At 39.5% G+C, this 19,311-nt stretch carries 19 protein-coding genes; 6 read left to right on the top strand and 13 right to left on the bottom strand.

Features of this window, described 5'->3' with window-relative positions; genetic code table 11:
• The first annotated feature begins 198 nt into the window (after positions 1–198).
• A complete protein-coding gene (locus IGK96_RS01740; RefSeq protein WP_002355326.1) occupies positions 199–897 on the top strand; it encodes a glucosamine-6-phosphate deaminase in 699 nt (232 codons plus the stop codon).
• Positions 898–953: 56 nt separating this feature from the next.
• Here IGK96_RS01740 and menC read toward each other — a convergent pair whose 3' ends face one another.
• The 6 genes from menC to menB are packed head-to-tail and all read right to left on the bottom strand — an operon-like array spanning position 954 to position 8,298.
• A complete protein-coding gene (gene menC, locus IGK96_RS01735) occupies positions 954–2,057 on the bottom strand; it encodes an o-succinylbenzoate synthase (RefSeq protein WP_010777379.1) in 1,104 nt (367 codons plus the stop codon).
• On the bottom strand, positions 2,058–2,882 hold the full coding sequence (gene menH, locus IGK96_RS01730) for a 2-succinyl-6-hydroxy-2,4-cyclohexadiene-1-carboxylate synthase (RefSeq protein WP_161975115.1): 825 nt from the start codon (positions 2,880–2,882) through the stop codon (positions 2,058–2,060).
• Positions 2,870–4,603, bottom strand: a complete 1,734-nt coding sequence (gene menD / locus IGK96_RS01725) for a 2-succinyl-5-enolpyruvyl-6-hydroxy-3-cyclohexene-1-carboxylic-acid synthase (RefSeq protein WP_085443029.1) — start codon at positions 4,601–4,603, stop codon at positions 2,870–2,872. Before menD ends, menH begins: the two co-directional genes overlap by 13 nt.
• Complete coding sequence (locus IGK96_RS01720; RefSeq protein ID WP_085443030.1) at positions 4,603–5,970, bottom strand: isochorismate synthase; 1,368 nt, start codon at positions 5,968–5,970, stop codon at positions 4,603–4,605. The genes menD and IGK96_RS01720 overlap by 1 nt, the downstream gene beginning before the upstream one ends.
• Positions 5,967–7,424 (bottom strand): o-succinylbenzoate--CoA ligase, encoded by a 1,458-nt coding sequence (locus IGK96_RS01715; protein WP_085443035.1) that lies wholly within the window; start codon positions 7,422–7,424, stop codon positions 5,967–5,969. Before IGK96_RS01715 ends, IGK96_RS01720 begins: the two co-directional genes overlap by 4 nt.
• Positions 7,425–7,428: 4 nt before the next feature.
• Positions 7,429–8,298, bottom strand: coding sequence for a 1,4-dihydroxy-2-naphthoyl-CoA synthase (gene menB / locus IGK96_RS01710; protein ID WP_002383695.1), 870 nt, complete (start codon positions 8,296–8,298; stop codon positions 7,429–7,431).
• Positions 8,299–8,408: 110 nt separating this feature from the next.
• On the opposite strand from menB, the gene IGK96_RS01705 reads away from it, so the two are divergent.
• On the top strand, positions 8,409–8,789 hold the full coding sequence (locus IGK96_RS01705) for a PaaI family thioesterase (protein WP_438756289.1): 381 nt from the start codon (positions 8,409–8,411) through the stop codon (positions 8,787–8,789).
• Between the two features lie 69 nt (positions 8,790–8,858).
• Here the strand turns inward: IGK96_RS01705 and IGK96_RS01700 are convergent, their stop codons facing one another.
• Positions 8,859–9,458, bottom strand: a complete 600-nt coding sequence (locus tag IGK96_RS01700; RefSeq protein ID WP_002355317.1) for a LysM peptidoglycan-binding domain-containing protein — start codon at positions 9,456–9,458, stop codon at positions 8,859–8,861.
• A gap of 818 nt (positions 9,459–10,276) precedes the next feature.
• Here IGK96_RS01700 and IGK96_RS01695 point away from each other — a divergent pair.
• Together IGK96_RS01695 and IGK96_RS01690 are read left to right on the top strand one after the other, a co-directional pair.
• Entirely contained in the window at positions 10,277–11,758 is a 1,482-nt protein-coding gene (locus IGK96_RS01695; RefSeq protein ID WP_002383692.1) for a peptide MFS transporter, read from the top strand.
• A 106-nt stretch (positions 11,759–11,864) separates the two neighbouring features.
• On the top strand, positions 11,865–12,065 hold the full coding sequence (locus IGK96_RS01690; RefSeq protein WP_002355314.1) for a hypothetical protein: 201 nt from the start codon (positions 11,865–11,867) through the stop codon (positions 12,063–12,065).
• A 59-nt stretch (positions 12,066–12,124) separates the two neighbouring features.
• On the opposite strand, the gene IGK96_RS01685 is transcribed toward IGK96_RS01690, so the two are convergent.
• The 6 genes from IGK96_RS01685 to IGK96_RS01660 form a co-directional block, all read right to left on the bottom strand.
• Positions 12,125–12,913 (bottom strand): gluconate 5-dehydrogenase, encoded by a 789-nt coding sequence (locus IGK96_RS01685; protein WP_438755761.1) that lies wholly within the window; start codon positions 12,911–12,913, stop codon positions 12,125–12,127.
• A 21-nt stretch (positions 12,914–12,934) separates the two neighbouring features.
• Positions 12,935–13,774, bottom strand: a complete 840-nt coding sequence (gene kduI, locus IGK96_RS01680; RefSeq protein WP_002355301.1) for a 5-dehydro-4-deoxy-D-glucuronate isomerase — start codon at positions 13,772–13,774, stop codon at positions 12,935–12,937.
• A gap of 12 nt (positions 13,775–13,786) precedes the next feature.
• Positions 13,787–14,794, bottom strand: coding sequence for a sugar kinase (locus IGK96_RS01675; RefSeq protein ID WP_010820631.1), 1,008 nt, complete (start codon positions 14,792–14,794; stop codon positions 13,787–13,789).
• Between the two features lie 4 nt (positions 14,795–14,798).
• A complete protein-coding gene (locus IGK96_RS01670) occupies positions 14,799–15,446 on the bottom strand; it encodes a bifunctional 4-hydroxy-2-oxoglutarate aldolase/2-dehydro-3-deoxy-phosphogluconate aldolase (RefSeq protein ID WP_002367887.1) in 648 nt (215 codons plus the stop codon).
• A gap of 160 nt (positions 15,447–15,606) precedes the next feature.
• The gene (locus tag IGK96_RS01665; RefSeq protein WP_002355294.1) at positions 15,607–16,359 is read right to left on the bottom strand and encodes an IclR family transcriptional regulator; all 753 of its coding nucleotides are present in this window, start codon (positions 16,357–16,359) and stop codon (positions 15,607–15,609) included.
• Positions 16,360–16,489: 130 nt separating this feature from the next.
• On the bottom strand, positions 16,490–16,957 hold the full coding sequence (locus IGK96_RS01660; protein ID WP_002383688.1) for a MerR family transcriptional regulator: 468 nt from the start codon (positions 16,955–16,957) through the stop codon (positions 16,490–16,492).
• A 100-nt stretch (positions 16,958–17,057) separates the two neighbouring features.
• Between IGK96_RS01660 and IGK96_RS01655 the strand changes: the two genes are divergently transcribed.
• Both IGK96_RS01655 and IGK96_RS01650 read left to right on the top strand, forming a co-directional pair.
• Entirely contained in the window at positions 17,058–18,575 is a 1,518-nt protein-coding gene (locus tag IGK96_RS01655; RefSeq protein WP_002389910.1) for an MDR family MFS transporter, read from the top strand.
• Entirely contained in the window at positions 18,575–19,279 is a 705-nt protein-coding gene (locus tag IGK96_RS01650; protein ID WP_002361178.1) for a DUF4811 domain-containing protein, read from the top strand. Before IGK96_RS01655 ends, IGK96_RS01650 begins: the two co-directional genes overlap by 1 nt.
• The last annotated feature ends 32 nt before the right edge of the window (positions 19,280–19,311 follow it).

Here is a 19,311-nt window from a genome sequence, read left to right as displayed (position 1 = left end):
TGGAGCAAGTGGAACAGAAAGCTAAAAGTTAACTCGTTGCAGGTTATCTTAAGTTTTAAAAAGAGGGGCAGTCGTCGTTTTGACGGCTGCTCCTCTTTCTTTTGCCTACCGTTAATTAAATCCTTTTTGTGAAGAGCTTGACATGGGATGGTTCCCACAAATTATACTTAGCTTATTCAAAGAATGGAGTGAGCAAGTATGAAAATTTTAATTAAACAAGATTTCGACACGATGAGCGAATGGGCAAAAATGTTACTTCTAAGCACGATGAGCCAAGATAAACGAGTGAATTTATCAATTACCGCTGGTAAAACGCCAGCACTTGTTTACCAAAAATTAGCCTCGATTGTGAAAAACTCATCTGACTTTGATAATGTTCATTATTATAACTTTGATGAAATCCCCGTTCCTCATCAAAAGGAAGGCATTACTCTGACAGATTTGCGGACGCTGTATTTGACACCTGCGGAAATATCCGAGCAAAACATCCATCCATTAACTGTGGAAAACTTTCAACAACAAGAACAACGGATTGCTGACGCAGGCGGCTTAGATTTGATGTTAATTGGCTTAGGAGCAGATGGTCATTTTTGCGGGAACATGCCCACTACCACTCATTTTAAAAATGAAACCTACCAAGTGACCGTCACTGGTTCAGAGCCTTGGTTTGTTCCTGAAATGATGCAGCCAGGCATGACCTTTGTTACGATGGGGCCAGCCAGCATCATGAAAGTTAAGCATCTTGTCCTAATTGTAAATGGTGAACAAAAAGCTCAGATGGTCAAACAAGTGCTCCAAGGACCTGTCACAGAAACGTATCCTGCCTCTATTCTTCAACTCCATCCAAATTTAACGGTTCTCTTGGATGAAGCCGCAGCGAGTCAATTAGAAAAATAAAAAATTGCGCCTAGATTATGCTTCTCTGCATAGTCATAGGCGCAATTTTGTTATCATTACATGATTTTTTGATACTGACTGTATTTTAGCAAATTCGTCTGGGAAAGTGTAACACCAATACCATGTCCCTGAGGCACGGTCATTGTCCCTTGCTCTAAAATAAAAGGTTCCGTGATGATATCTTCATAAAAATAGCGTTCCGTTGCTGAAATATCACCTGGAAAGGAAAAGGTAGGCTGTGACGCAAATTGCAAATTCAATGCACGTCCAACACCAGACTCAAACATGCCACCTAACCAAACCAATAAATCATTTTCTTGGCAAAATGTGGCAATCTTCAACGCCTCGTGAATCCCACCTACACGAGGAATCTTCAAATTGATACTACGGCAACTGCCCAATGCTAACGCCACTTGGCAGTCTTTGAGACTACGAATATTTTCATCCAAACAAATTCTTGTCTTCAGTTCTCTTTGTAATTGTGCGTGATCTAAAAAATCATCTGCAGCAAAAGGCTGTTCAATCATCGCTAATTGATAGTGATCTAAACGTTGCAATTGAGGCAAATCAGCCAATGTATACGCTGAATTGGCATCAACCATCAAAGGCAAGTTAGGAAAATGTTGACGAATCAAAGCAACGGGTTCCACATCATAACCGGGACGAATTTTCAGCTTCACTCGTTGATACCCTTTTTCTACAGCTAACTGAACTTGTTTAAGCAATTGAGGTAAGTCTTCTTGAATCCCTAAACTAATCCCTACAGGAATTTTCCTCCGCGTTGGTCCAAAAAATTCAGTTAAACTCTTCTGTTGCCGTTTGGCATATAAATCCCAGATGGCAGTTTCTAACGCAGCTTTTCCCATCCAATGCCCTTTAACTTCTTCAAAAATTGTTGAAACCTCTTGCGGCTGTTCAAGCGCTTCTGTTAAAAGTAACGGAATTAAATGCTGTTGGATGATGAAGCGTTCGGTTACCAACGTTTCTTGCACATAATCAGGTTGCTCAAAAGCCACTAATTCGCCAAACCCTTGATTTCCTTGCTCATCCGTTATTACAAATAAATCAAACGCTTTTTCTTCCAGGCGACCATAGCTCGTGACAAACGGCGTTTTTAAAGGCAAACGAACCTGATAGGTTTCAATTGATTGAATGTTCATTCAGATGGCTCCTTCCAATAACGCTGTCACCTTTTCATAGAAAATCGTTGGTTGTTCTAAATGGATACAATGTCCTGCTTCAGGAAAAATTGTCAGCCTCAACAACGGTTGACGTGCCTGCATTTTTTTCGCAATTCCAATAAATTTTTGATCTTCGCCGCCTACCAATAAATCGGTAGGAATCGGCTGCAATTCTGCTAGACGTTCCCAGTAACTCTCTTGCGCTCCTGTACCCATATACCACAAACTACTAGCCAACCCAAAGGCCGATTGGCTCAAACGTTCCTGACGAATGGCCATTTGCTGTGCCACAGGCAAGGCTTTTTGCGTTTGAAATAACGGTAATTCTTGCCAGAAATCAATAAAATCCACCAGCGGTTCCTCTAAGAGACGTTCCGCCAAACGATGATCTTGACAGATACGAGTCTGACGTTCTGCGGCGGTGGCCAAACCTGGCGATCCACTTTCCAATAAAAGATGCTGTACCTTTTGTGGATAATGTAATGCAAAACCTAAAGCTGTTCGTGCGCCCATTGAATAGCCTAATAAACAAAAGCAAGGCAAATTTAGCGATTCGGTTAGTTCAGCAAGATCATGGCAAACCTGTTTCATGGTATAACGCTCTGGTGCTACCAAACTAGCAGTCGCGCCATGCCCAGGTAAGTCAATTCCTAAAACGTTATAAGGTGTTTGACTGGGGAAAACGGCTGCAAACGTGGCTAACGTTCCTGTGAAACCATGTAAACAGACTAGTGTCGTTCGCTTTGCATCAAAAGGTGTTAACCATTGATAATGGTACTGCATCCCCCGAATTAACCGTTCCATGAAATCCCCTGTCTTTCTACTCGTCTACCAATTTCAGCTAAAATTGATTCGTACAAATGAACATTCTCTTGACGATTTCCTTTGACTTCGATCACTTGAAATTGTGGTTCTTCAGCCGCTGCTTGTAAAATTTGCTTAAGCTCCACGATTGTTTTGACTTCTTGGTACGAAGCACCGTAAAGTTCAGCAACTAACGAAAAATCTAAATCAAGCGGTGTTCCAAATAAAGGCTCGAAATCGTCCTCACGTAAAGTTCGTTGAGATAGAAAAGAGAAAATCCCGCCACCATTGTTATTTAATAAAACAATTGTTAACGGCAACTGATAACGTTTAGCCAAAAATAAACCATTCATATCATGATATAGTGCTAAATCACCAATCAGTAGAACGTTTTGCTGTGTCGGTGCTACGGCACTCATTCCTAAAGCAGTTGAAACAATCCCATCAATCCCGTTGATGCCGCGATTTCCAAACATCCGATAAGGGCGACTATCCATAAATCGATCTAAGTAGCGGATAGCCATACTATTAGATACAAATAACTGACCGTTCTCTTTCATCGTTTGGTGAACAGCTAAGCTGGCTGTTGTTTCATTTAATTCTGTCGCGTTCAGCGTTTCTAGAAGAACTTCAGAGACCGTTTTTTCCAGCAGGAGCCATTGTGCTAACCAAGTCGCTTCTGTTGGTTTGACAACCGTTAGCAATTGTTCTACAAACGTAGTTTCCTTTGCCTGAATAACTGTTTGTGATTTTTTCAATTGCTCTTGCCATTGCCCATTTTCGTCCACAAAATAAAAAGCAGTCTCTGTCGTTGCTAAGCGTTTCAACCATAACATGATGTTTTTAGAAATTGGCAGCGAACCAAAACGCACTACCACTTCTGGTTCTTGTGGCAAGGTCGCCACATTTAGAAACAGATCACTGTGTGCAATAACAACTTCACTATTTTGACCATGTGTCACAATGTTTGCTAAAGGATCCGCTAGTAAAGGCCATTTCAAAGCTTCGGCTAATTGAATAAATAACGCCGCTTCTTCCTCTGTATGACTGCCACCGACAACCAAGACGCCGTTTTTCTGGTACCATTGATCCGCTAACTGTTGCACTTGTTCTGTAGAAAGGATTGATTGACCAGCGAATAAAGCCGTTTGTTGAGAACTCTTTGTTTTTCTCTCTAAGTCAGGTAATAATGGTTCCCGCAAAGGAAAATTTAAATGAACAGGTGCTGCAGGCGTTTGTTGCGCGAAAGCTGTTCCTTTAGCGCCTTGCCAATAGGCGTAATTCAACATCTCTTCTGTTGCTTCTGGCAAAGCCATTTCAACAAATAATTTCACATGATTTTGATACATTTGTAATTGGTCCATGGCTTGAGGAGCGCCAACTTGACGTAACTCATGCGGCCGATCCGTTGTTAAAACGACTAAGGGTACATGGCTAATATTGGCTTCACAAATTGCTGGATAATAGTTTGCAGCTGCTGTTCCAGAGGTACAAAGTAAGACCACTGGTTTTTGACTCGCTTTACTTAATCCTAAAGCAAAAAAAGCAGCGGAACGTTCATCGACATCGACAAAAGTTTGGATTGCGGTTTCCCGATGAAGTAATAAAGCCAGTGGTGTGGAACGGGACCCTGGACTAATGACTGCTTGTTCAACCCCACTATTTTTTAAGCCTTCAATAAAGGCTATTAAATAATCGGTCATTGTTTCTTGATGATTCATTAAACCTGCCCTCCAATTCCTCGTAACATCGGTTGAAATTTTATTTTCGTTTCTTCTCTTTCTAGCTCTGCTTTGGAATCCGCAACAATACCACAACCTGCATAAAGAACGCCTTGCTGACCAGCAAAGACACCTGAACGCAAGGCCACAGCAAACTCGCCACTATCATCATTCCCTGAAATCCAACCGATTGGCGCACCATATAACCCACGACTCCCTGGCTCATATTGTCGAATCCATTCGACTGCCAACTCTTTGGGCTCACCGCCTAAAGCTGGCGTTGGGTGTAGTTGCATCACACTTTCCAAGAACGAAATTCCCGGCTTACGTTGACCCGAGATTGGCACATAAAGATGTTGTACATCTCGATTTTCCAAAATAATGGATGCTTGAATACTGTTTTCAGAAGTCGTCATCTTCGCCAACTCTTTCGCTAAACGTTCCACCACAATTTGGTGTTCTCCGGTATTTTTGCGGTCTTGTAAAAGTTGTGCTCCTAAAGTTTTCGTTTCTTCTGGTGTTTGACCCGTTTTAATGGTTCCTGCAATACAAGCGGTCGCAAACGTTTCTTTAGTACCCAACAGAAGTCGTTCTGGTGTTGCACCAATGAAACTTGTGTCTTTGGCTTCTAAAGCAAACAAATACGTATTTTGTTGTTGTGCCATTAAATTAACGAGCACTTGGTTACTTCGAATTTTTTCAGGACTGCTCACAGCAAGTTGTCGAGCCAAAACCACTTTTTTTAAAGGGCCATCTTCTCTTAAGACTGCTACGGTTTCGTTGACAGCTTGTAGCCATTCAGTCACGGCAACTTCTTCCTTGTCAATCTTTGTTTCCGCTACAGCTGGCAACTCCTCACAGGTAGCTAACAAGCGATCAAACTGAGCCACCAAAGTCGACCAACGTTCCTCGACTTCTTGTTCACTAGAACCTGAAAAGTTCAGCGTTCCATAAATACGTGAACCTGAAAAAGTAAATAGAATACTTGGTAGATAAAACCAACCTTCCCCTAACTCTCCCCAGGCCTCAGTAGGCGTTTGTTCTGTATCAAAAGGCAAACCGCCAAACAGAAGAGCCCCCGTACCAGAAATAGACATATTTTGAAAACGAGTTGCCGCCTCTTTTTTTAAAAAGTTGTTCAATTGATGCGTTTCTGTTTCTGCGCCTTTTAAGATAGTTTCATATCCGAAGCCAACCAAAGCAAAATCTTTTTTCGGCGTTTGCCAAAAAAAACGTTCTCCTTGGTATGCCTTTTCACCAGCGGCAAAAATTGCCAAGGCTGTTTGTTCTGTTTCTAATGGAAAAACCCAACTGAACTGACGGGCATTCTTCTGATAGGCTTGTCGTAATTCATCAGGCAATTTCATCTGATTAAAAACGCCTCTCTTTCTTCTGTCATGAAACGATGTTTGGCAATCTTTCCACTCGCTGTTTGCGGGAAAGAATGACAAAAATAAATGCGTTTCGGTCGTTTATATTTTGCCAGTTTTCGTGAACACTGGTCTTGAATTTGCGCTAAGGTGATTTCTTGGTCACTAATCACATATGCAACTGGGACGGCTCCCCATTGCGCATCTGGTTCTCCTACAACTGCCGCTGCTTTAATTCCTGTTATCGCCTGTAACACCTGTTCAACCTCAGTGGGGTAAATATTTTCACCACCAGAGATAATGAGTTCACTTAAACGACTAACCAAATACAGGTAACCTTGTGCATCTAAATAGCCCATGTCGCCTGTTTTAAACCAACCATCTGCTGTCCATTTTTCAGGTTGACGATGGTTAAGGTAACCTGAAACAACGTTTGGTCCCTTAAGTAAAATTTCCCCGACTTGCTTTTCTGGCTGTTCTTGTCCTAGTTCATCAACAATTTTGATCTGCATATCTTTTAACGGTTGCCCAGCAGAGCCGATTTTCAGTGCCGCATCTTCAAATTTCAAGGCAACAACTTGCGAACACGTTTCCGTCATCCCATAAGATTGAATGACTGGAATCCCTTTTTCCTCACACTGCGCTAATTTATCCGGTGCAATCGGTCCGCCGCCCAATAACATTCCTTTAAAGCTGACGCTGTAGCCAGCTTCAGGATAGACAGACAATAATTGTTGTAACATTGTCGCAACCACTGAAATGACGGTTCCACGGCCTTCTTGTAAATCTTGTGTCACTTGCTGTTCATCAAATTTATCGTAAAGGCGAATACTACAACCTAAGACGAGTTGTCGAACAACAATCGACAATCCGCTAATGTGAAATAATGGGACTGCACACAACCAACAATCTTCAGCAGTAATCCCCATATTTTCTTGGGTGCCTCTAGCACTGGCAAAATGATTTTTAAACCGTTGCAAGACCCCTTTAGGCTGTCCTGTAGTTCCCGATGTATACATAATAGAAGCCACCGACTCTAAGTCACTTGGCTGTTGAAACTCCTGATGTGAAAGACTATGCTGTTTTTTAATCATTGGCTGAACGTCGACAAAAGAAATTTCTTCTAACAAAGCCTGCGTTTCAGGCGCACCAATAATCGTTTTAACTTGCGCATCTTTTAACTGAAAAGTCAGTTCAGCAAGTGTCAAATGCGTATTTAAAAATAATAACTCTTTCCCCAATTCCCATAAGGCTAGAATTGAAAAATACAACTCTTTGCTGTTCTTACTGAATAAAGCCACACGTTTTTCTTCTGGTGCAAGCACCTGTTGATATGTGGCTACCCAATGGCTGACTTCTTGTTGCACTTCTAAAAACGTCCAAGATTCATCCTGAAAATAAAAAGCAGGATGATCGGGACGTTTTTGTACTTGTTTATTTAACCAAGTCATTGGTTTATGGGAATTTAGGGAATTGATCGAAATCTGGTGTCCGTTTTTCTTTAAATGCATCTCGGCCTTCTTGTGCTTCAGCCATTGTATAGTAAAGAAGTGTCGCATCACCAGCTAATTGTTGCACACCAGCCAAGCCATCTGTATCGGCATTTAAAGAGGCTTTAATCATCCGTAAAGCAATCGGGCTTTTGGTTAACATTTCTTCTGCCCACTCCATTGTCACATCTTCTACTTGATCCAATGGAACAACCGTATTAATCCAGCCCATATCTAAAGCTTCTTGAGCAGAATACTGTTTACACATAAACCAAACTTCTTTCGCTTTTTTATGGCCGATAACGCGCGCCAAGTAACCTGAGCCGTATCCACCATCAAAGCTACCGACATTTGGTCCTGTTTGCCCAAACTTAGCATTTTCCGCCGCAATTGTTAAATCACAAACTAATTGTAAAACATTGCCGCCGCCAATGGACCAGCCTTTCACCATTGCGATGACTGGTTTGGGAATGACACGGATTAACCGTTGTAAATCTAACACATTTAAACGTGGAATGTTGTCTTCGCCAACGTAACCACCATTACCTCGAACTTTTTGATCGCCACCAGAACAGAATGCTTGGTCACCTGCGCCTGTTAAAATAATAACCCCGACATCTTCTTTATCACGACTAATGTTGAATGCATCAATCATTTCCATGACTGTTTTTGGTGTGAATGCGTTGTGAACATGCGGGCGGTTGATAGTAATTTTTGCTACTTTGCCTTCTTGCTCAAATAAAATTTCATCATATTCTTTAATTGTTGTCCAGTTTCTCATTAGGAAACCTCCTTCATTAATCTCATCTTTTCTATTATACACAAGAATCGGCACTTTAGAGAAAAAGTCGCTTGAATTTTAAGAAAAAACATGGCTATTTCAAATTTTCTTCATTCCTGTATAATAAATAAAAAACCTTTTATTCTCTCTTTTATTAGAAAGGACTGATTACTATTCATCTTTTAGAGTATTTAGGTATCACGATTCAACACGTTTCTGCTGAGAAATGTCAGCTTACTTTAGCGGTAAAAGACGTGCATAAACAACCCTATGGCTTTGTCCACGGGGGCTTAAACGGCGTCTTAATTGAAACTGCCTGTAGTTTAGGTGCGAACGAAAACGTTCCTGAAAACACTTTTGCTGTCGGCATAGACTTACAAGTAAATCATCTTCGTAGTGTCCATGATGGTAGCCTTACCGTGATTGCGACGCCCGATCACTCGGGAAAGACCCTTCAAGTTTGGGAAGCAAAAATATATAACGCAGACCACCAATTGACGAGCGTGGGGCGTTGTACCTTAACAAATCGACAAAAAAAACAGTAATCTTTACAGGTTACTGTTTTTTTGTTTATGGTTTTTAATAAGTAATTAGATTACTTCGTTTATTTAATTTTAGTACCAACCATTTGCTAACCAGAATGATTTAGCTGCATCCCATGAACCATAGCGACCTGCTACGTACTGATCTGCCACGCGTTCTTGGTTGGCAGGTGAATAGTCACCATTTAAATAAGAGGCAGATAATTGGTAACGACCGATATACTGACCGTTTGTTGCATCGTAAGAACCACTAGATTCACGTTGTGCGATCCACTCTTTTGCATCACTGCTTGCGGCAGGTGCTGCTGGTTGCGCTACTTCTTGAGCAACAGGTTGTTGTACTTCTTGTTGTACTGGTTGTGCAACAGGTTGTTCAACTACTTGTTGAACTGGTGCAACTTCTACAGCTGGTGCTGGAGTATTAGCAACTTCTTTTTCTGAACGAATAACTAATTGTTCTCCTTCAAAAATTAAATCAAGGTTTGGCAATTTGTTATCAGAAGCAATTTTTTGAATTAAGCTATTGTCTCCTGCAAATTGATGAGAAATTGTTGATAAAGTATCTCCTGCTTTAACTGTATATAAGCTTTCTGCGTTTGCGTCTGTTCCTAAGAATAATCCTAAACCTGCGGCCAAAGTTGTTCCAAGTAAAATCGTTTTGATTGATTTCATGTATGTTTCTCCTTTGTAATTAAAAATATTTGATTGTTGCTCTTAGCACTCGGCAACAACCACGTCTGCTTCGCTTTATCGAAACGACTTCACATACTTTATCATCGAATGGCCGGCCGTAGGTGAATATCTCGTGACAATTTATTACTAGAATGTCGGTTTTGTTACATTTTGTAATAAAAAGCTGCTGGAAGCTTGATATTATCCTGTTTATATTTTGCGAAAAAAAGTTAAAAAAACAGGATTTTATTTTTGAGAAACCGTTTTCCAACCCTTGATTAGCCCTTAAATGTCGGTTTTTTTACATTCGTTTCAGTCAAAAAGTAACAAAATGTTAAAGATACTAGACATAAGAATGTTTTTTTCAAAAACTCACGCCTAAAAAGAACAGGTGTTTTCTTTGAATTTTTTTATCATTCACTATTTATATTTTTCCTTCTATTATATAGATAAATTTTTTGTCGTATTCATTTTTCGATTCTGAAAAAACACTAAGCACTTCCTATTGAAACAAAAAGAGTTAAACAAAAAAAATCTTATATTTTGCTTGTTATTTATTCATTTTAATCTTATTCAAAAAAGGAACAGCTAAAGCAACTATGAAAACAAAGTATTGAAAATAAAGCAGAATAAATATTCATTTTTATTGTAATTCACGAATAAAAAACAAACAATCACTCGAACGCTTGTTATTTAAAAACGTAATCAGTTTTTTCTCTTTCTATTTTCCAATCTATGAGTAATAAAATATATGAATCTACATTTAAGTCATTTTATTATCAAATATTCTGAATATTATAAGAATTGGAGTTTTATCTATGAGTGACAAAGAACAACTTGAGAAATTAGACAAATCCTTTCTGGGACAACCGAAAGGACTAGCAACACTGTTCTTCACAGAAATGTGGGAACGTTTCAGTTACTACGGCATGCGTGCTATTCTAATGTATTACATTTACGATACCGTAGCCAATGGCGGTTTAGGTCTCCCCAAAGCAACTGCCTTAGCCATCATGTCCATTTATGGATCAATGGTTTTCATGTCCAGTATCATTGGCGGTTGGGTCTCTGACCGTGTCTTAGGTTCAAGGAAAACTGTTTTTATTGGTGGTTTGTTAATCATTGCTGGACATATTGTTCTCGCTACCCCATTTGGTGTCCCCGCCTTATTCGTTTCTATTATGTTAATTGTATTTGGGACTGGGATGTTAAAACCAAACGTTTCAGGGATGGTTGGCCATCTTTATTCAAAAACTGACTTACGTAGAGATGCAGGCTTCTCCATTTTTTACATGGGGATTAATATCGGAGCCTTAATCGCTCCCCTTGTTGTCGGAACTTTAGGACAAGAATATAATTATCATTTAGGCTTTTCCGTTGCCGCAGTAGGGATGTTCTTCGGGCTACTACAATATTATTTCCAAGGACGTAAATCTCTTGCTGGGATTGGTCAGGCCCCAACTAATCCAATGTCTAAAGAAGAGCAAAAGAAATTTGCTAAAGCATTTATGTTGGCAATTGTCGTTGCTTTACTTATTTTTGGTGGCGCCTATGTCACAGGACATTTAACAATTGATTTCTTTATTAATACCATCAGCGTGTTAGGAATCCTGTTACCTGTTTATTATTTCAGCAAAATGTTAACGTCTAAAGATGTCACTGCTGAAGAAAAACCAAAAGTTCTGGCTTATTTGCCATTATTCTTAGCAGCAATTGTTTTCTGGTCATTGGAAGAACAAGGTTCGTCTATTCTTGCTCTATTTGCAAATGAACGGACGCAAACGAGTTTGTTTGGCTTCCCGATTGCCGCTAGCTGGTTCCAATCATTAAATCCTGTATTCGTAGTTATTTTGACCCCTATTTTTGTTACATTATGGACAAAACTAGGCAAACGTCAACCATCAACAGTTGTGAAGTTTTCACTAGGGCTAGTCTTTGCTGGTCTTTCCTTCGTCTTATTAATGTTGCCAGGTATACTTTATGGTACCGAAGGACGGGTGAGTCCACTTTGGTTATTCTTTAGTTTCTTCATTATGATTGTCGGAGAAATGTGTTTATCTCCCGTTGGCTTATCGATTACTACAAAATTAGCACCGAAAGCTTTCGAAGCTCAAACCGTTGCTATTTGGTTATTAGCAGATGCCGCTTCACAAGCCATTAACGCTCAAATTGCTCGTTTCTATACACCTGGAACAGAGTCAGCATATTTTGGGATTGTCGGACTTGTAGCTGTCGTTGCTGGGATTCTCTTATTCATTGTGAAAAAACCAATCCAAAACTTAATGGGTGACGTCCGTTAAACCGTCAAAAAGTTGCCTTTCTCTTTTTTTGAAAGGCAACTTTTTTATACAGCGTTTTGATAACGTTTTCATCAAGTGGTATACTAAATAGAAGGAGGACGAGGACATGCGTTACTTAATTGGCGGTATTTTTTTATTGATTAGTATCTGGCAATTCATTGTTACTGGACGGACATTTTCCTACTTAAAGAAAGAGGGCGGCAAAAGAACCTCACCATTTATTCTGTTAGGACTATGGAGTAGTTTAGTGTTTGCTATTATTTCATTTGCTGTGGCGATTGCTTCTTTCTTTTATGTGAGTTTTTAGTAGAAGGCTAGCCATAAGTAAAAGGAGCGATTGCTAGTCTCGCTCCTTTTACTTATTTTTTATGGTTGTTTTCCAATATAAGCTAAAATTCCACCATCGACATATAAGATATGTCCGTTAACAAAGTCAGAAGCGTTAGATGCTAAGAAAACTGCTGGGCCAGCTAAGTCTGCTGGCGTGCCCCAACGATTAGCAGGTGTTCGTCCCAAGATGAATTCGTTAAATGGATGCCCTGGTTCTCTTAATGGCGCCGTCTGTGGCGTTTCAATGTAGCCAGGTCCAATCCCATTACATTGAATATTATATTGTCCATATTCAGAAGCAATATTTTTCGTTAACATTTTTAGTCCGCCTTTTGCTGCCGCGTACGCACTAACTGTTTCACGACCTAGTTCACTCATCATTGAACAGATATTGATAATTTTGCCATGACCCTTTTCAATCATATCTGGAATAACCGCTTTTGCCATAATAAATGGCGCATTCAAGTCAACATCAATCACTTGACGGAACTCTTCTGCTGACATATCCACCATTGGAATTCGTTTAATAATTCCCGCATTATTGACTAAAATATCAATAGAGCCGACTTCTTCTTTAATCTGAGCGACCATCGCTTGAACTTGCTCTTCATCAGTGACATCACACACATAACCACGTGCTTCAATCCCTGCGGCCCGATAATTTTCCAAGCCTTGTTCAACTGATTCAGGAGATAAGTTATTAAAAACAATTGTTGCTCCTGCTTCAGCTAGGGATTTCGCAATCTCAAAGCCAATCCCATAAACAGCACCTGTAATTAACACTACTTTTCCATCTAATTGAAAATCATTCATTTTAAATTCCATGTTTTCTCCTCTTTCTTTGGTTTATTTTAATTGATCCATTGCAACCATATCCATGTCTGTGTACGTAATATTTTCTCCGCACATGGCCCAAATAAAGGAATAATTACTTGTACCAACCCCAGAATGAATTGACCAGCTTGGTGAAATAGCTGCTTGTTCATTACTCATTACTAAATGTTTCGTTTCGTCTGGTTTACCCATCATGTGGAAAATCCGCGTATCTTCTTCCATATCAAAATAAACATACGCTTCCATACGACGTTCATGTGTATGACAAGGCATTGTATTCCAAGCGCTACCTGGTTCTAAAATGGTGTAACCCATTTGTAACTGGCAACTTTCACAAACGTTCGGATGAATGTATTGGTAAATTTTACGTTGGTTCAATGTTAATGGATCACCCGTTTCCATTGGGGTAATTTCATCAATACTAATTTTTACGTTCGGATATTTATGATGTGCTGGGACACAACTAATGTAAAATTTCGCTGGATTATCAGGGTTTTCTGAAGAAAAACGAACATGTTTTGTTTCTTTCCCAATATAATAGCCATCTTGTTTTTTCATTGTTTCTTTGGCGCCATCAATTTCAATAAAGCCTGGTCCCCCAATATTAATAACCCCTAGTTCACGGCGTTCTAAGAAATAGTCAACCCCTAATTCTTTGTCCAAAATAATTTCTAATTCTTCTGTGGTCGGTGTCACACCACCAAAAATCATCCGATCATTATGTGTGTAGGTTAAGCTGATTGCACCTGGAATAAAAACTTTCTCTACTAAAAATTCATCTCTCAATTGTTCTGTTGAATAGTGACGGATATCCGCCGGACTATGTGTATAACGTGTTTCCATATTTTGCATAACTAAAATCTCCTATCTATTTATTTTTCCTGAGCCCGTTGCCAAAAAAGCAAGGACTTCTTTTTGACTAAATTGATTACAATCACCATGGACAGTATGTTTTAACGCACTAGCCGCTGTCGCAAAATCAATGCAGGTTTGTGGATCATAGGCAGCTAATATGCCATGTAAAACCCCACCAGCAAACGCATCACCGGCACCGACACGGTCAACAATCGGTTGTAATCGATGACATTTGGACGTATAATACGCACCTTTGTACCATAGCGTTCCGATTAATTCATTATCTGTCGCTGAATGAACTTGACGTTTGGTTGAATAAAATACTTGAATGTTGGGATAACGTTCTTGCATTTTTCGGTAGTACCACGTTAATGCGTCTTCAAGTTCTTCCTCTGGTTCTGGAATCTCCAATAAATAACGAGCATCTAATACCCCAGCTGAACAAATATCAACAAATGGAAGAATGGACTTCAATGCCACGCTCGCTTCTTTCTGGGACCAAAGTTTCCCTCGATAATTAATGTCAAAACTTACTTGGCACCCTGCTTGCTTCGCTGCTTTAACTAACGCAACCGTCATACTTTGCCAATTTTTTGATAACGCCGCTGTAATCCCTGAAATATGAAAGATCTCTACTCCTGAAAACAGCTCATGTAAGTCCCATTCCATTTCTTCGATTTGAGCAAAGCTTGAATAGGCGCGATCATAGACAACACTGGCTGCTCGTTCTCCTGTACCAGTTTCCAAGTAATACGTTCCTAGACGTGTTCCGCCAGTTCGTACAAATTCCGTTGAAACCCCATAACGACTTAAATGCTTTTTGGCGGCTTCTCCTAATGAATTATCGGGCACTTTACTAGCAAAAGTCACTTGGTGGCCATAGTTCGCTAACGAAATCGCTACATTCGCTTCACCACCGCCGTAATGTACAGCGAAATTTTCTGTTTGTGCTACGCGTATTCCGACAGGCGTAGACAAACGCAACATGATTTCTCCCAATGTTACGACTTTCCCCATGTGCCTACACCCCTTTGATTGCTTGGAATTTTTCCATATAGGCTTGGGCAACCTCACGAACTTTTTCAAAATCCCCAGTTGCTGCTGGCGCTAACAGATTGCCACCAACACCGACGGCCGTCACACCTGCAGCGAACCACTCGGCCATATTTTCCAAACTGACACCACCCGTTGGCATAATATTTAACTGAGGCAATGGCGCTTTAAATGCTGAAATAACACTCGGTCCATAAACACTTCCCGGAAATAGTTTAATAATATCTGCTCCGCTTTTCAGTGCTTCTTTCATTTCTGTGATGGTCATACAGCCTGGCAAGTAAGGAACTTGATATAAATTGCAAATTTTAGCGGTTTCTTCATCGAAGCTTGGACTCACAATATATTCAGCCCCTGCTACAATAGCTAAACGAGCAGTCGTAGCATCCAAAACTGTCCCCGCACCAATGACTACGTCAGGATTCTCTTGGTATAACGCAACTAATTCCTGAATCACTTCTGTTGCTTGAGGAACAGTAAAGGTTAACTCAATCCCCCGCATACCGCCTGCTACAATGGCTTGACTAGCTTTTAGCGCTTCCTCTTTTGTCTTTCCGCGAACCACAGCAATCACGCCAGCATTTTCTAATTTTTGTAAAATTGATACTCGCTTCAACAGACTCCCTCATTTCTTATTTAGAAATATATATTTATTATAAAGAAATTCACAACTTCATTATACAGATAAAAAAAGAAAATGCAAACGTTTTTACAAAAATAAAAAAAGAAAGACAAACAAAAATCCCAATCGACTTTTGTTTGTCTTTCTTTTTCTACTATAATTTCGCTTCAATCGCTGCTTTTGTTGCCAAAAGGGCTTGATTAATCGTCGTTTTATTTTCCTCTGTCAAACGATATTTCGGCATGCTTACACTAAAAGCACCCGCAATTTCGCCATCTTTCATTAAAGATACTCCGCTACAGAAAATATCTTGTTCAATTTCTTCATCATCGTAAGCAACCCCCGTTTGTTGCACTTGTTTTAATTCTTTTTTCAAACGCAAGGGATTGGTAATCGTATTTTCGGTATAGGGAATTAATGTCTGCGTGTCTAAATATTGTTGCACTTGTTCTTCCGAAAATTCTGCTAAAACGGCTTTACCCATGGCCGAATTATACAAAGGTCGAGTAATTCCCACTTTCGAGGACATGCGAATCGTTTGATTTTTCGGTTCTAATTTATTGATATACAGAATTTCATTATTATTTAAAATCCCTAAATGAATGGTTTCATCGACCGTATTTTGAAGGTTTTCTAAATAAGGTACCGCAATTTCAGCTAAATCGATTTGCTCCACACTTTGATTCGCATAGCGAATCAATTTTGTTCCTAAGCGGTACGTCTTGTTCGTGTCTTTTTGAACATAGCCAATTAATGTTAAGGTTTCTAAAATTTTGATTGCCGTTGATGCCGTCATTTCGGTATTCTTTGCAATTTCCTGTAAGGTTTGATCGGGTTGTAAACTTAGACAGTCCATGATTTTAGCCGCTTTTAACAAGACTGTTCCGTAAGGTTTTGTTTCTTTCATCGAAACCCTCCTTTTCCATATAAGAAATTATATAGAAAAATAAAGAAATTGCAAGAAAAAAAGAACTCGAAGATTCATTCAGTAACGTTTTACTTTCACTTCAGGTCTTTCTCCCAGTCCTATTTCATTCTTATTTTCTTTTCTTTAACTCATCAGAAACATCTGCATCCTTAGGAATTAAAAGATACTCACTGACTTCTGTGGTTTCATTAAATACAACATATAATTTTTGTTCTTCATCGAAATCGCCCAAATCAATCGCTACGTAATTGGGACAAACTTCTGAGATACCATGAAACATTTGACTAAAGATTTTTTTCGTCATCCCCACATTACGATGCTGCTCTTCTGCTTTTTCCACCGCACTTTGTAACGTATATCCTTCATCTAAAAAACGCTTGATCCAATGCACTTTGACGACTGTATGTAACCGATATTTCCGTGGACCGTTTGCGTCTTTCGCAATAGAAGAAATATACCCTTTTTCTTCCCAATAACGAAGTTGACGTGGCGAAACTTCAGCAATTTCACTTAGTTCACTAATTCCTATCAACAAATTTTCTTCATTTAACAAACGCTGAATCATTTTTGACCACATTAGTTTAACTTCCTTTCCCTTATCCTTTCCTTAATTGTAGTTTTTTTTACACCTTTGTCAAGTAAGTTGACAAAGATTCTAATTAGTTGTAAAGTAGTTAATGCAATTTAATTTGAAACTTACAGAAAAAGGAGCGATATATGTGACTTCACAACAACCTGTGGATATTCACGGAAAACCTTATAACCGGTCGTTACTAGTCGGTGTTTTACTAATCGGAACATTTTGTACGATTTTAAACCAAACGCTTTTAACGACGGCCTTACCTACATTAATGAAAGAATTTGATATCTCAGCTTCAAGTGTACAGTGGCTAACCACTGGATTCCTACTTGTGAACGGCATTATGATTCCCATCAGTGCTTGGTTGATTAACAAATTCAGTTCAAAAAAATTATACATAACAGCGATGTCAACGTTCTTAATCGGAACCATCATCTGTTTTGTAGCGCAAGACTTCGGCATGTTATTGACTGGACGTCTTGTTCAAGCCGCAGGGGTCGGTGTATCTATGCCTCTTTTACAAACAATTATGCTTTCAATTTTCCCGCCTGAAAAACGTGGCGCTGCCATGGGCACAACGGGAATTGTTATCGGATTAGCACCCGCTTTAGGTCCAACATTATCTGGTTGGATTATTGATTCTTATACATGGCGTGACCTTTTTGGGATGGTCATTCCAATTGTCGTTTTAGTCCTAATTTTAGCTTCATTTTTAATGAAAAATGTCATTCAATTATCTAATCCAAGTATCGATGTCTTATCGGTCATTCTTTCTACTCTCGGCTTTGGTAGCTTACTTTACGGTTTCTCAAGCGTTGGTGATAAAGGTTGGGGTAGCCCGCAAGTCTATGGATTCTTAATTGTTGGTGCGATTGTTTTATGTCTTTTTACATATCGACAATTGCATTTAGAACAACCTTTCTTAGAACTACGCGTTTTTAAATCAAAAGTCTTTACTGTTGCGGCCATTTTATCTGGCGTAACCAACATGGCAATGATTGGCGCCGAAATGGTTTTACCTTTGTATATCCAAAATATTCGTGGCGAATCTGCCTTCCATTCAGGGTTAATGCTTTTACCAGGAGCGTTAGTCATGGGACTTATGATGCCAGTAACTGGTCGCATTTTTGATAAAATTGGTGCCCGTCGTCTTGCGATTACTGGGATGTTTATTTTAACAGCTGCAACGTTACCGTTTGCTTTCTTAACAAAAGCAACACCTATTATTTATATCATTGTCCTATATGCGATTCGGATGTTTGGTATTTCGATGGTCATGATGCCTGTGACAACTTCTGGCATGAATGCTTTACCAATGAATTTATTAAGTCACGGAACTGCTGTAAACAACACCTTCCGACAAGTAGCCAGCTCAATTGGAACAGCTGTTTTGATTAGTGTTTTAACAAATGTTACCAAAGACGGCTTACCTGCATCGGACTTATTAAAAACAGCCCCACTCGCTTATCGCGATCAAGCAACAAACGCAACATTAAACGGTTATCACGCAGCCTTCTTCGTGGCAACAATCTTTGGCGTTCTCGGCTTGGCGATTACTTTCTTCTTAAATAAAAAAGAAGCGATGCCTGTTAAGGAAGTAGGTGCAATGAAATAATGATTATTTTCCTTTTAATCCTTTGCGTGTTAGGCTTTGCCTATACGAATGTATTTGGCCGAAAAGTCTGGCATAAATTCTGTATGGTTATTTTTGGTTTAGGGTTCTTAGCTTCGTTAAGTCTTATCGTTTTAAACGATAAAGATCATTTTGGTATGACCGAAGTTACTCAGGACAAAACGTTTGAACTAAAAAGCAGTAGTTCAAGCAAAGATGGCCCCAACATGTTATTGTACCAGCCGTTGGGCGATGGTTCCGAAAAAGTTTATTTATATAACACACCAGATAAAAAGAAACTACAAAAAACAGGAACGGAAAATGTCACAAACACAGTTCAAAAAGATGCTCAAAAAGCCACATTAGTCCAAAAAACAACGAAATGGTCTTATCAAGAGTCTTGGGCCAAAACACTATTTGGCCTTGCTGACAACGATAACCAATTTGCAAAACAAGAAAACACCTTCAACGTTGCTAGTGACTGGCTAGTTTTAAGTGCTGATCAAGCCAAAAAATTAGGCGAATATATGGAACAACATGCCGCTGATATCAAAAAAGAAGGGACTGAAACAGTTGGCAAAAAAATGATGGCTGCTATGATGGCGAATCCATCAATGTCCCAAGAAGAACAAGCGAAACTCACCGAACAATATACCAAAGAGTTTCAACAAGAATTGATTCAGAAAATTCTTAGTGACATGAAATAAAAAAGCGAGCTTGATAGGATCATCAAAAAAGA

Source organism: Enterococcus sp. DIV0682 (genome assembly GCF_051712685.1).
GTDB lineage: Bacteria > Bacillota > Bacilli > Lactobacillales > Enterococcaceae > Enterococcus > Enterococcus faecalis.
The sequence above is the reverse complement of the archived record's forward strand: the minus strand, read 5'-3'. Positions and strand labels throughout refer to the sequence as shown.